This window comes from Kribbella antibiotica, from assembly GCF_004349055.1.
In the GTDB taxonomy this organism is placed as follows: Bacteria; Actinomycetota; Actinomycetes; order Propionibacteriales; family Kribbellaceae; genus Kribbella; species Kribbella antibiotica.
The window spans coordinates 136,121-147,949 of record NZ_SMKX01000002.1 but is presented as its reverse complement, the minus strand read 5'-3'; the positions used below and the strand labels follow the sequence as shown (position 1 = coordinate 147,949).

Genomic DNA, 11,829 nt, shown 5'->3' with positions numbered 1-11,829 from the left:
CCGTATATCCCCAGTGGGGACCGGGGACACCTGACCAGGCGTCCGCGGTCCCCACTGGGGATATACGGTCCCCGCCAGGTGTACGCGGTCCCCGCCAGGTGTGCGCGGTCCGCGTCAGGTGTACGCGGTCCCCGCTTGGGTGTGCGTAGTCCCGGCCAGGTGTCCGCGGTCCCAGCGAGGTGGCCGGGCTCTCAGCAGCTTTCCGGTTGCTCAGATGAGGTGCTTCAGGTGACGGTGAAGGTGGGGGAGGCGGCTAGCAGGGTGTAGCCGTCGTTGGCGAAGAAGCGGAAGTTGTAGGTGCCGGTGGTGTTCGGTGCGGTGAACGTGATCGTGGCTGCGGTTAGTCCGGAGGCCGGCGGGGTGTTCCGGCCGTTGAGGTATTTCTCGTCGACACCACCGGCGGTGTTGCCGGCGCTCGCGCGGTAGAGGCCGACCCAGTCCCGTGGGTTGGCCGGACCGTTCGTCACCGTGGCGGTGATCTGCGCGCCGCGGCGGACAGTCGTGAGACCAGCGACTACCGCTGGGCCGGTGGGCGTCGGAGTGGGAGTGGGGGTCGGCCCGGGTGTTGAGACCGGCTCGTTCATCGTCACGCAGTGCGCGCCACCTCCACCGTCACCCATCAGCTTGTCGAGGTTGAGCTGCACGACCGGCCGCCCGAAGGCGGTCTCCAGCGCGGCCTTGGCTGCCGCATCGGCTTGGGCATCACCGAACTGGGCCGTGATCACCGCCGAGTTCGTCATCGCGCAGTTCAGGTACCCGTCGAAGAACGTCGACCACTGCGCGCTCGGGACCCGGGGCAACGTTGACGGCCCGTAGATCGTGGTGACCTGGAAACGGCGGCCCTTGGCATCAGTTGCCGCCGACAACAGACCGCGGGTCGCGATGGCGTCGCGCGACCAGACGCTGGTCGGCCTGGAGGGGCTGGCGAGCTGCACGATCACGACACCAGGCCGGACGAACAGGACCGTGCTGTCGATGTGGTCGTCGGTGATGTCCTCGTTCGAGACGCCCGCGCACCAGATCATCTTCTGGGCGCCGTACTGAGCGAGCAGTTCGGCCTCGATCTGCGCCAGCGTTTTGCCCGGGTTGCGGGCGGAGTCGAGCCATGAACTCTTATTGGCGATCAGCGTGCCGTCGCCGTCGTAGATCACGCCGCCGCCCTCGCCGACGACACTGGCCCGGGCCAGCGGGACTCCGTCGTACGTCGCGATGTTCTGTGCGACCAGTGCGTCCTTCGCGTGGGTCTGTTCGTTGCCCCAGCCGTTGAAGTTGAGCCCGAACGCGTCCATCCCGCCGGTGCCGTTCAGCCGGAAGATCGGCCCGGTGTCGCGCATCCAGCAGTCGTTGACCGGGATCGTGCTGAGCACGGTCACCGAACTGCTGACCCGGCTGCGCGCGGTGGTTGCGGCCGAGCTGCCGTCGGCGCACATGACGACCGGGTTGTACTTGACGATCTCGTTGGCCAGCTTGGCGACGTCGGCCTGGATACCGCCGAGCAGGTTGCCCCAGATCGACGTACTGGACGGCCAGGCCATCCAGGTCCGCCGGACCGGGACGTCTTCGGCCGGTACGGCGAACGGCGGCGCGGCGCTGGCGGCACCGTGCGTGGTGATGGCTCGGAAGCCGCCACTGGCGAGGGCGAGACCGGCCGCGGTCAGGCCGGTGCGGGCGACGAACTGGCGGCGGGACAAGTCGTTCATGGCGGAATCCTCTCGAGCAGTTTCTTGGATGAGAACCAAGAATTCCCGCAACTGTGCTCCCGGGCACAGGGTGTGTCAAGGGTTCGGAAATCGCCGTTTTGTCAACCCTGTAAGGGCATGCGGCAGCACCCGGTGACGTTGCCGGTGACAACGTTATCGGTTCAGGGCAGCTCGATTTTGATCGCGTCGGCGAGCAGTTCCTGCAGGTGCTCAGGCGGTACGGCGCCGGTCAGCCAGCGACCGGACAGCCCCTCGACCAGCGCGACCAACCGCTCGGCCACCGCCCCCGCATCTCGGGTGCCGGTGGTGCCTTCCTCGGTGTGGACGCGCTTGACGAGCTCGGCAATCTCATCGACCCACTCGGCGGTCAGCTTGTGCACCGCCGGCCGAAGCCGGTCGTCGAAGACCGAGGCCCAGCGCAGCTCACCCCAGGCCGCCGAGTTCGTCTGCACCTCGTCAGTCCCATTGAGTTCGCCCACCAACCGAGCCACCAGTTCGGCCCGGGCCGAGGTCGCACCGGCGGCCGCTTGCTCGGCGTACCGGCCGGCTTGATCGCTGACCGCTTCCAGAGCTGCCTCGAGCAGACCCTCGCGGCTGCCGAAGTAGTGGTAGAGCAGCGTGACCGAGACTCCGGCGTCAGCGGCGACCTCCTGGACCCGCATCCCGCGCACGCCCCGACGGGCGATGACGGCGATGGTGGCCTGCAGCAGCTGGGTCCGGCGGTCGGTCATCCCACGGATTCTAGTCATTGGCCCACCAGCCCTTCGGCGAACGACTTGGATTGGCCACGCAGCCGCAGTACCCAGCCGATCGCGACCACTGCCACGGCGATCAGCAGCATCACCCCGACCGAGGCTGCTGCGGCGTCGCCGCGCAGGCCGTTGCGGACGGTCGAATAGACGAAGACGGGCAGCGTGGTCGTCCCGACGTTGCCGAGCATGCTGGACGCGACCACGTCGTCGAGCGAGGCCGTCGAGGCGAGGACAGCAGCAGCCAGTACGGCGGGAACGGCGAGCGGGACGGTGATGCGGCGGAAGACCGCGTGCGGTGGTGCCCCGAGATCGGCTGCGGCATCGGACAGCCGCGGATCGAGGCTGGACAGGCGAGCCTGGACGACGAACGCCACGATCGCGACGGCGATCACGGAGTGCGCGATCACCAGGCGCAGGACGCCGTTCGACAGTCCGGGGCCAGCAGCGACGTACAGGAGCAGGAGACCGATGGCGGAGACGATCTCGGGCGTGATGAAGACGATCAGGAGCAGACCGAGCAGCGTACGGCGGAGTGGTCGCGCAGCCCGGGCGAGCGCGGCGCCGGCCAGCGTTCCGACGATCACCGCGACCAGAGTCGACAGCAGCGCGACCTGGAGCGAGATCCCGATCGAGCTGACCAGCGCGTGGTTGTCCGGGACGGCGGCGTACCAGCGGGTGCTGAAGCCGGACCAGACCGGCAGCGTCCGGCCGCCGTTGAACGAGTAGATGACGATCGTCAGGATCGGGAGCCAGAGAAATGCCGTGAGTGCGATGCCAAAGACACGCAGCCCAGGCCCCCAGAAGTCATGTCCCCAGCCCGTGGAGGCGAACCGTGCAGTCAGATCGAGCGGCCGGACAACGCGCAGTAACGAGCTGACCAACCGCAGCAGCAGGGCCGCGCACCCCAGAACAACCAGCACCAAACCAATGAGCAGTACGGCGGTTGCCGCGCCGAGCGCCCAGTCCTGGCTCTCAAGGAATGAGCTGCTCACCAGTTGGCCCGCTACCGCGGCCTTGACGCCGCCGAGGATCGACGGCGTGACGTAGTCGCCCATGAGCGGGATGAAGACGAGCAGCGCGGCACTGATCACGCCAGGCCGGACAGCCGGCAGCGTGACCTGCCAGAAGACCCGCCAGGGACTTGCACCGAGATCGCGGCCCGCCTTGCGGAGCGCAGGGTCGAGCCGGTCGAGAGCGACCGCGATCGGCAGCACCGCCAGCGGCAGGTAGTTGTAGACGACGCCGAGTTGGGCGCCGGCCAGTGTGTCGAGGACTCCCAAGCTGTCGACGCCGAGCGCGCCAGTGATGGGTCCGTGGTCTCCGAGCAGGATCCGCCAGGAGTAGGTGCGGAGCAGGAACGGCATCCAGTACGGGATGACGACGGCCGCGATGGCGGCGTACTTCCAGAAGCCGGTCAGACGGGTGGCGATCAGGTAGGCCATCGGTACGGCGAGAAGGACGCACAGCGCCGTGCCGACGACCGAGAGCTGCAAGGTGTTCTGGAAGACGATCCGGAACGTGTCGCTGGTGGCCTCGCCGTACCGGTGCAGTGAGAGCGCGCTGAGGTCGACCGGGTTGGTGCCGAAGAACGTCGACTCGCCGAGGCTGAAGACGGCGACCAAGGCACCGGGGAGCAGGAAGAACAGGCACAGCCAGGTGAAGGCGGGCAGCGACGGCACCAGGCCGCGCACGGATCTCATCGGGAGACCACGGCCTTGAGCCGCTGGAAGGTCGCGACCGCTTGTTTGCGGGCCGGTGTCACTTCGGCGGGGACGAAACGATCCGGCGGTACGCCGTCGTCGAAGAAGACGATCTCCTTGTAGGGAAGGTCTTTCAGGTACTGCTTCGAGGCCTCGACCCCGGTGTAGTAGCCATGAGCCTTGGTTTCGCGGGCGGCGTTCTCCGGATTGAGCAGGAACTGGACGAAGGCGTGCGCCGCGGCGATGTTCTGCGAACCCTTGGGCAGGACCCAATGGTCGACGTACAGGTCGGTCTTCGGTCCGCCGAGGGCGAAGCGGAGACTCTTGGCGCCGTCCATCAGCGCGCCGCGGGCGTCGCCGGTGAAGGCCTGCGCCAGCACAATGTCACCGGACGCGAGATCGGCGCGGGGGTAGGAGTTGAACTCCTTGAGGTGGGGCAGAACGTTGGCGGTGTAGAACTGCTCGGCCGTGACGTAGTCGGCGCGTTCGGTGGTCTGGTCGGAGATGCCGTTGCCCCAGAAGTACGAGCCGACGAACGACGGAGCGCCATCGATCACCGACGTACGGCGCTTGACCGCGGGGTCGGCGAAGCTGGCGTAGAAACTGTTCCAGTCGGTCGGCGGGGTTTTGACGACCGCGCTGTCCCAGACATAGCCGGTCGAGCCGCCGGACTTGGGGATCGCGTAGGTGTTGGTCGGGTCCCAGGACTTGCCGGTGAAGGTCTTCGACAGTCCGGAGAGACCTGGCAGGCGGCTCTTGTCCCAAGCCAGCAAGGCCTTGCTCTGCACGAGTTGCGGGATGTACGAGCCGTCCATGACGACGAGGTCGTAGCCGCTGGTGCCCTGGGTCAGCCGCAGCTTCGCGACCGCCTCCTCGGCCGACGCATAGGCGTCGACCTTCACGTGGACGCCGGTCGCCTTCTCGAAGGCTTCAAGGTTCTCGTCGGAGATGTAGTCGGCCCACGAGTAGATCGTGAGCGTCGAGCCTTTGGCCACAGCAGTCGGGTACGACCCCGGTGCCGGCGGCTCGGCCTGGTTGTCGGGCGAGGTGCACCCGCCCATGGCGAGGGCAGCGGCCAGGAGTACTGCGAGGCGCCTGGTGATCATGAGGCTCCTTCCGGAAAGGTCCGCACGTGGGCGGGGTCCCACGAACACCGGACCTGATCGCCGACGTGGGGGAGTGGCCGACCGTCGCGCGGAACCCGGGCCTGCAGGGTGAGGTCCCGGCAATGCACGAGCACGACACTGGAGATGCCCGCGATACTCACGCCGCGAACGATCCCGTCAACGCTGTTCACAGCAGCCGGCTCGCTGACATCCAGCCCGACACGGACGTGTTCGGGTCGGATGAGTGCGATCGCCTCGCGTTCGGTGGGGATCTCGTTCTGCTCGCCGACGAAGCGGGCGACGAAGAGGCTGGCTGGGCGGTCGTAGACGTCTTCGGCGGTGCCGACCTGCTCGGCGCGTCCGTTGTTCATGATGACGATGCGGTCGGCGAGGCTGAGGGCCTCCTCCTGGTCGTGGGTGACCAGGACAGTGGTGACGCCGAGGTCCTGCTGGAGTAGCCGCAGCTCCACCTGCATGGCTTGCCGCAGGCTGCGGTCGAGGGCCGAGAGAGGCTCGTCGAGGAGGAGGACGCTGGGGCGGTCAACGATGGCGCGGGCCAGGGCGACGCGTTGCTGCTGGCCGCCGGACAAGCTGGTGACGGGCTGGTCGCCAGCCGCGGGGAGTTGGACCATGGCGAGGGCGTCGGCGACGCGGCCGCGGATGTCGGCTCGAGAGACGCCGCGCTGGCGCAGGGGAAAGGCGACGTTGTCCGCGACGTTCAGGTGCGGGAACAACGCATAGGACTGGAAGACCGTGTGAATGTCGCGGCGGTGCGCCGAAACTGCGGTGATGTCGGTGCCGGACAGCAGGACTCGGCCGCGGTCCGGTTGTTCGAGACCGGCGAGGATCCGGAGCGTGGTCGACTTGCCGCAGCCCGAGGGACCGAGCAGGGCGACAAACTCCCCGGCGGGGACGGTGAGCGACAGGTCGTCGACGGCGACAGTTCCGCCATACCGCTTGGCCAGTCCGGTCAGCTCCACCTCGGCGCTGGTGGGCGCGGTCGGTGGTCGTTCGGTCAGAAGGGTCATCAGCCACCTGCCGGTATCTGCATGGTGATGCAATGCGGACCGCCGCCGCCGAAGGCGATCACCCGGCCGGTGACGCCGATCGTCTGGCGGTCTGGGAACTGGGCGCTGATCACGGAGAGCGCTCGCTCGTCGTCCGCGGCGTTCCCACTGACCGGTACGACGACGACGCCGTTCGCGACGTAGAAGTTCGGGTACGACACGTAGTCGGTGACACCCTCGACGTCGAACGACGAGAACAGGTCGAGCCCGAGGACCTCAACCGTCCGGCCTTCGCGATCGGTGGTGTCGCGCAGGTAGCGCAGGTTGCGGGACATCGCTTCGTGGTTGATGTTCGCGGTGTTGCTGCAGGTCTGAGCGACCACTCGGCCGGGCGCGACGTACGTGCAGACCCCATCGACATGACCGTCGGTATGACGATCATCCAGATGCCCGAATGGCAGCAGGAGCACGGTGTCGATGCCGAGGGCACGCTTGACCGTGTCCTCGATCGTGGCCTGCGAGAGACCGGGATTGCGGTTGCTGTGCAGCAGGCACTGAGCGGTCGAGATCAGCGTGCCTTCGCCGTCGACGGAGATGCTGCCGCCTTCGAGGACGAGGTCGACACCGACCCGCTCGATGCCGAGGTGTTTGAGGATCAGCGGGGTCAGGCTCGCGTCCTGGTCGTAGGGGAGAAACTTGCGGCCCCACGAGTTGAAGGCGAAGTCGACGCCGAGCCGGTGGCCGCTGGAATCACGGACGACGAGCGGGCCGTTGTCGCGGATCCAGGAGTCGTCGACCGGCGCCTCGAGGATGTCGAGGTTCGCCGTACCGCAGTGGTCGATCACCTCCTGCTTCGTACCGGGGAGCGCGATCACCGTGACCGGTTCGAAGTCGGCGATTGTGCGGGCCACTTCGGCGTACTCGCGTTTCGCGTCTTCGAAGACGCCGGCCCACAGCTCGCGCCGGGTCGGCCAGGTGAGCAGGGTGCGTTCGTGCAGGTCCCATTCGGCCGGCATCCGGTACTGCGTGAGCCGCTCGTCGACATGCGGGATCGACGTCGTGGGCGCGGCGCTGAGGCCGTGCTCCGACAGCTCGGCGGGGTAGCTCGCCGCCAGGCCCGGTCCGGAATCAGGGGACGTTGTGGTCGTCGTCATGGTGAGTTAGTTTGTGGTTGACCGAATTTTTAGTCAAGACCTCGAGCAAGGATCTCCGGGATGCGACTCACCCCCACCGAACGGGACCGGCTGCTGCTGTTCTCCGCGGCCGAGCTGGCCCGGCGACGGCGTGCAGCAGGCGTGTTGCTGAACGTGCCCGAAGCCACCGCCCTGATCGCCGATGAGGTCTGCGAGGTCGCTCGCCGCGGTGAGCGCCACGCCGACGCGGTCCGCCTCGGTCAGTCCGTGCTGACCGCCGCCGAGGTGCTGCCCGAGGTCCCGTACGTCGTCCGGAGCGTCGCCGTCGAGGCCGTCTTCACGGACGGCTCCCGCCTGGTCGTGATCCCGGAACCCTTCGGCCCGCTGCCGGAGCGCGACGACATGCCAGGCTCGGTGATCACGGCAGAGAGCCCTGTCTCGCCGCCACGCGACCTCGCAACGGTCGACGTCCTGAACACTGCCTCCGTCGTCATCTCGGTGACCAGTCACTTCCACTTCTTCGAAGCCAACGCCCGCCTGCGCTTCTCCCGGGCGACCGCCTACGGCCGCCACCTGGACGTGCCCGCCGGCACCCACGTCCGCTTCGAACCCGGTACGACGACCACCGTGGCGCTCGCGCCGATCCGCGGCGGCCGCGTAGTCGTCGGTTTCGCCGGCCTGGTCGACGGACCCCTGGACGAGCCGGGGATCCGCGAGACAGCGCTCTCCCGCGCCCACGAATGGGGCTTCCTCGACACCGACCATGAAGGCACGGTCGACCCGGAGTCCGCCGCAGCCCGAGCAACAGCAGCCGCCCGGGCGGTCACCCGATGACTCTTGATCCACGAGCCCGCGCCGGGGCGTACGGGCCCGGACTGGGCGACCGCGTCGTGCTCGGGGACACGGGGCTCGTCGTCCGGGTCGACGCCGACGACCGTGGGGGAGACCGAGATGAGGTGCTGCTCGGGTTCGGGAAGACCGGGCGGGACGGGATCGGCATGCGGGCCGTGCGGACCCGTGAGTCCTGCGATCTCGTGGTCAGCAACGTGCTGCTGCTTGATCCGGTGCTGGGAGTTCGGGCCACGAACATCGGCATCCGCGAGGGACTGATCGTCGGGATCGGCAAGGCCGGCAACCCGGACACGATGGATGACGTCGACCTTGTCATCGGCAGCGGTACGGCGGTGGTGTCGGGGGAGGGGCTGATCGCGACGCCCGGCGGGATCGACACCCACGTGCACCTGTTGTCGCCGCGGGTTTGTGAGGCTGAGCTGGCTTCCGGCGTCACCACGGTGATCGGTCAGGAGATCGGGCCGTTCTGGGGTGTCGGGGTTGGATCGGCGTGGATCTTGCGGACCGGGTACGGCGCGTTCGACGACTACCCGCTGAATATCGGGCTGCTGGGACGCGGGTCGAGCAGCCGACGGGATCCGTTGCTAGAGGCAATGGAAGCGGGGGTGTGCGGGTTCAAGGTCCATGAGGACACCGGCGCGCACCTGCGCACGCTCGACACTGCGCTCACGGTTGCGGAAGAGTACGACGTACAGGTCGCGGTTCACACTGATGGCCTGAACGAAGGGCTGACTGTCGCGGACACGTTGGCGGTGCTCGACGGGCGGGCCATTCACGCCTACCACGTTGAAGGTTGCGGTGGTGGGCATACGCCGGACGTGCTCAGCCTGGCCGGTATCCCGCATGTGCTGGCGTCGTCGACCAATCCGACGCTGCCGTTCGGGCGAGACGCGGTGGCCGAACACCGGGCGATGATCGCGCATGTGCACGGTCTGCGGGAGGACCTTCCCGGCGACCGGGCGCTGGCCGCCGATCGGGTCCGGGCCGCCACGATGGGGGCCGAGAATCTCTTGCACGACCTGGGTGTCATACCGATCACTTCGTCGGATGCCCAGGGGATGGGCCGGGCCGGGGAGACCTGGCGCAGCACGTTCGGGCTTGCATCGGTACTGCGTCCGCCGCGCACAGAGCATGACGGATTAGGACGGGATGCCGACAACGACCGCGTACTGCGCTACCTGGCCAAGCTGACCATCAACCCGGCGCGTGTGCACGGGCTCGACGACCATGTCGGAAGTCTCGAACCGGGCAAGCTCGCCGACATCGTGTTGTGGCGCCCGGCAACCTTTGGCGCCAAACCCGAACTGGTGCTGAAGGCCGGCTTCCCGGCCTGGGGTGTGACGGGCGATCCCAATGCCTCGATCGACAGCGCCCAACCGCTGGTGCTGGGCGCCCAGTTCGGTGGACATGGTGCGACTGCCGCCGAGCTCTCGGTGCTGTTCGTCAACGCGGCTGCGGCTGCGGCGGGAGCTACCGCCGTACCGACGCGGCGACGGCTCGCACCGGTTCGCGGCTGCCGGACGGTTCGGCTCGACGCGATGGCGCATCACGGCAGCACCGGACCGGTGGTCGTCGATCCGCGCAGCGGTGAAACCAGGTATCGCGGTGAGTTGCTGACCATGCCGCCGGTCGACCGCGCGCCCCTCCAACAGCTCTACCACTTCTGAACTTCCCTCTGAGAAAGGCGATAAGGCCATTAAGCGCTGGCTGATCCGCGAGTACCACGATGATGATCTCGAGTCGGTGGTGCGGCTGTGCGACACCACCTCGGACAGCCAGCACTCCGTCTTCTCGCTCGCCGACTGCATCGGCGTACTGCGTAGTCGGCAGCCTTCGGTGGTTGCTGTCCAGCACGGCCGCGTGGTTGGTGCTGCGCTGTCGATGGTGTCGGGGGACCGGGCGTGGGTGACGCGGATCGCGATCCCGGACGAGCTACGCGGTCAGGGCCTGGCGAGCGCGCTCCTGCTGGCGTTGGAGACGCAGTTGGTCGAGCGCCACGTCCGCAGCATCGCGTATGTGCTGCGGGAGGAGGAGTTGCTCGCGCGCGGTCTGGAGAACGCCGGCTACAGCAGACGGCCGGCCGTCGCGTACTACGACAAGACGATCTCGGTGGACGCGGATCAGGCCGTCGTACTGGATCGGCTGGGTGGGCAGCTGTTGCCGCGCGACCTGTGGCAACAGCTCGCCGGGATGGAGCAGGAGAAGGACCTGATCGAGAAGCGAGTCCTGCTCCCGCTGGCCGAGCCCGAGCTCGCCCAGCAGCATGGCGTCGAGCCGCCGCGGGCGATCATCCTGTTCGGGCCGCCGGGGACCGGTAAGACGACGTTCGCCCGAGCGATCGCTTCGCGCTTGGGCTGGCCGTTCGTGGAGCTGCTGCCGTCGCGCCTGGCCGGCGATCCGGGCGGGTTGTCGGCGGCGTTGCGCGATGCGTTCGCCGAGGTCACCCATCTGGAGCGCGTGCTCATCTTCATCGACGAGGTCGAAGAGATCGCGGCTGCCCGCGACGGCGCGGCGGCCCGGCACGGTGTCACCAACGAGCTGCTCAAACTCATCCCCGCCTTCCGCCAGCACGACACCCGGCTGCTCGTCTGCGCCACGAACACGGTCGGCGACCTCGACCCGGCGTTTCTCCGGCCAGGTCGCTTCGACTACGTCCTCCCGATCGGTACGCCGGACCACGCCGCCCGCCGTGCGATCTGGACCCGCTATGCCGCCGACGGTGTCGACGTCGAGCAGCTGGTCGACGAGAGCGACCGTCTGACACCCGCCGAGATCGAGTACGTCGCCCGAGCCGCCGCCCAGTCGTCGTTCGAACGCGAACTGGCCGGCCCCACCGGGGCGGAAGGCCCGCTCACCACCGACTATCTAGTTGCCCTCAGCAAGCTCCGCCCGAGCGTCACCCATGAGCTGCTGGACGAGTTCGGCCGCTCGATCACGTCGTACGGGCGGGTCTAGTGATCGAGCAGGGCATGAGCGGTAGTGAGGCAGAGGTGATTGACCTGCTGGGCGGTGCGGTCGGACTTGCCGAGGGTGAGCTGGATGGACAGGCCGTCGATGGTCGCGGCGAGGATGGTCGCCGCCTGATCGGGGTCGTCCGTATGGAAGACACCTTGCGAGCAGCCGGCTCGGATGATGGTGGCGAGGAGTTCGCGGGAGCGAGCGTCGAGATGCTGATGCAGGGCGGCGACTTCCTCGTCCTGGGCCGCGTTGCTCCAGACCTCGAACCAGAGCAGCCAGCCCGGGTCGCGCGGACCGTTGGCGGCGGACAGTTCGATGAACTTGGCCAGCCGCTTCCAGGGATCGCGAATGCGGGCCAGGGTCGCTTCGGTGCGGTCGATGAAGGCGTCTTCGGACTGCTGGATCGCGCGCATCAGCAGCATCGACTTGGAGCGGAAGTAGTACGAGACGTGGCCCGCGCCGAGTCCGGCCCGGTCGGCCACGTCGGTGACGCGCAGGTTGGCGAGACCGCGTTCGGCGATCAGCTCGGCGGCCGCGGTGACGATCTGCTGTTCCCGCTCGGCTCCACGAGCCTGACGCTTGGGCGCGGCCGGATCTGTCACGCTCGGAGCCTATCCGCCG

General features: G+C 68.0%; 10 protein-coding genes. 3 read left to right on the top strand and 7 right to left on the bottom strand.

Features of this window, described 5'->3' with window-relative positions:
* Window positions 1–224 precede the first annotated feature (224 nt).
* The 6 genes from E1263_RS01350 to E1263_RS01325 form a co-directional block, all read right to left on the bottom strand.
* Window positions 225–1,700: an agmatine deiminase family protein gene (locus E1263_RS01350; protein WP_132164415.1), complete on the bottom strand. Its 1,476-nt coding sequence runs from the start codon at window positions 1,698–1,700 to the stop codon at window positions 225–227.
* Between the two features lie 161 nt (window positions 1,701–1,861).
* Window positions 1,862–2,431 (bottom strand): TetR/AcrR family transcriptional regulator, encoded by a 570-nt coding sequence (locus E1263_RS01345; protein WP_132164413.1) that lies wholly within the window; start codon window positions 2,429–2,431, stop codon window positions 1,862–1,864.
* 14 nt (window positions 2,432–2,445) lie between these two features.
* Complete coding sequence (locus tag E1263_RS01340) at window positions 2,446–4,152, bottom strand: ABC transporter permease subunit (protein WP_132164411.1); 1,707 nt, start codon at window positions 4,150–4,152, stop codon at window positions 2,446–2,448.
* The gene (locus tag E1263_RS01335) at window positions 4,149–5,258 is read right to left on the bottom strand and encodes a polyamine ABC transporter substrate-binding protein (protein ID WP_132164409.1); all 1,110 of its coding nucleotides are present in this window, start codon (window positions 5,256–5,258) and stop codon (window positions 4,149–4,151) included. Before E1263_RS01335 ends, E1263_RS01340 begins: the two co-directional genes overlap by 4 nt.
* Window positions 5,255–6,286: an ABC transporter ATP-binding protein gene (locus E1263_RS01330; RefSeq protein ID WP_132164407.1), complete on the bottom strand. Its 1,032-nt coding sequence runs from the start codon at window positions 6,284–6,286 to the stop codon at window positions 5,255–5,257. The genes E1263_RS01335 and E1263_RS01330 overlap by 4 nt, the downstream gene beginning before the upstream one ends.
* Window positions 6,286–7,419 (bottom strand): agmatine deiminase family protein, encoded by a 1,134-nt coding sequence (locus E1263_RS01325; protein WP_238161018.1) that lies wholly within the window; start codon window positions 7,417–7,419, stop codon window positions 6,286–6,288. The genes E1263_RS01330 and E1263_RS01325 overlap by 1 nt, the downstream gene beginning before the upstream one ends.
* A 60-nt stretch (window positions 7,420–7,479) precedes the next feature.
* Between E1263_RS01325 and ureA the strand changes: the two genes are divergently transcribed.
* The 3 genes from ureA (at window position 7,480) to E1263_RS01310 (ending at window position 11,205) form a co-directional block, all read left to right on the top strand.
* A complete protein-coding gene (gene ureA / locus E1263_RS01320; RefSeq protein ID WP_132164405.1) occupies window positions 7,480–8,232 on the top strand; it encodes an urease subunit gamma in 753 nt (250 codons plus the stop codon).
* A complete protein-coding gene (locus tag E1263_RS01315; protein ID WP_132164403.1) occupies window positions 8,229–9,917 on the top strand; it encodes an urease subunit alpha in 1,689 nt (562 codons plus the stop codon). The genes ureA and E1263_RS01315 overlap by 4 nt, the downstream gene beginning before the upstream one ends.
* Before the next feature lie 76 nt (window positions 9,918–9,993).
* Window positions 9,994–11,205, top strand: coding sequence for an ATP-binding protein (locus tag E1263_RS01310; protein WP_238161017.1), 1,212 nt, complete (start codon window positions 9,994–9,996; stop codon window positions 11,203–11,205).
* Here E1263_RS01310 and E1263_RS01305 read toward each other — a convergent pair.
* Entirely contained in the window at window positions 11,202–11,810 is a 609-nt protein-coding gene (locus E1263_RS01305) for a TetR/AcrR family transcriptional regulator (protein ID WP_132164399.1), read from the bottom strand. The two genes, E1263_RS01310 and E1263_RS01305, sit on opposite strands and share 4 nt — an antisense overlap.
* Between the last annotated feature and the right edge of the window lie 19 nt (window positions 11,811–11,829).

Bases quoted from the DNA above. Each gene is read 5' to 3' on its own strand.
- E1263_RS01325 (WP_238161018.1), bottom strand. From the start codon at position 7,419: ATGACGACGACCACAACGTCCCCTGATTCCGGACCGGGCCTGGCGGCG.
- E1263_RS01315 (WP_132164403.1), top strand. From the start codon at position 8,229: ATGACTCTTGATCCACGAGCCCGCGCCGGGGCGTACGGGCCCGGACTG.
- E1263_RS01335 (WP_132164409.1), bottom strand. From the start codon at position 5,258: ATGATCACCAGGCGCCTCGCAGTACTCCTGGCCGCTGCCCTCGCCATG.
- E1263_RS01330 (WP_132164407.1), bottom strand. From the start codon at position 6,286: ATGACCCTTCTGACCGAACGACCACCGACCGCGCCCACCAGCGCCGAG.
- ureA (WP_132164405.1), top strand. From the start codon at position 7,480: ATGCGACTCACCCCCACCGAACGGGACCGGCTGCTGCTGTTCTCCGCG.
- E1263_RS01345 (WP_132164413.1), bottom strand. From the start codon at position 2,431: ATGACCGACCGCCGGACCCAGCTGCTGCAGGCCACCATCGCCGTCATC.
- E1263_RS01340 (WP_132164411.1), bottom strand. From the start codon at position 4,152: ATGAGATCCGTGCGCGGCCTGGTGCCGTCGCTGCCCGCCTTCACCTGG.
- E1263_RS01350 (WP_132164415.1), bottom strand. From the start codon at position 1,700: ATGAACGACTTGTCCCGCCGCCAGTTCGTCGCCCGCACCGGCCTGACC.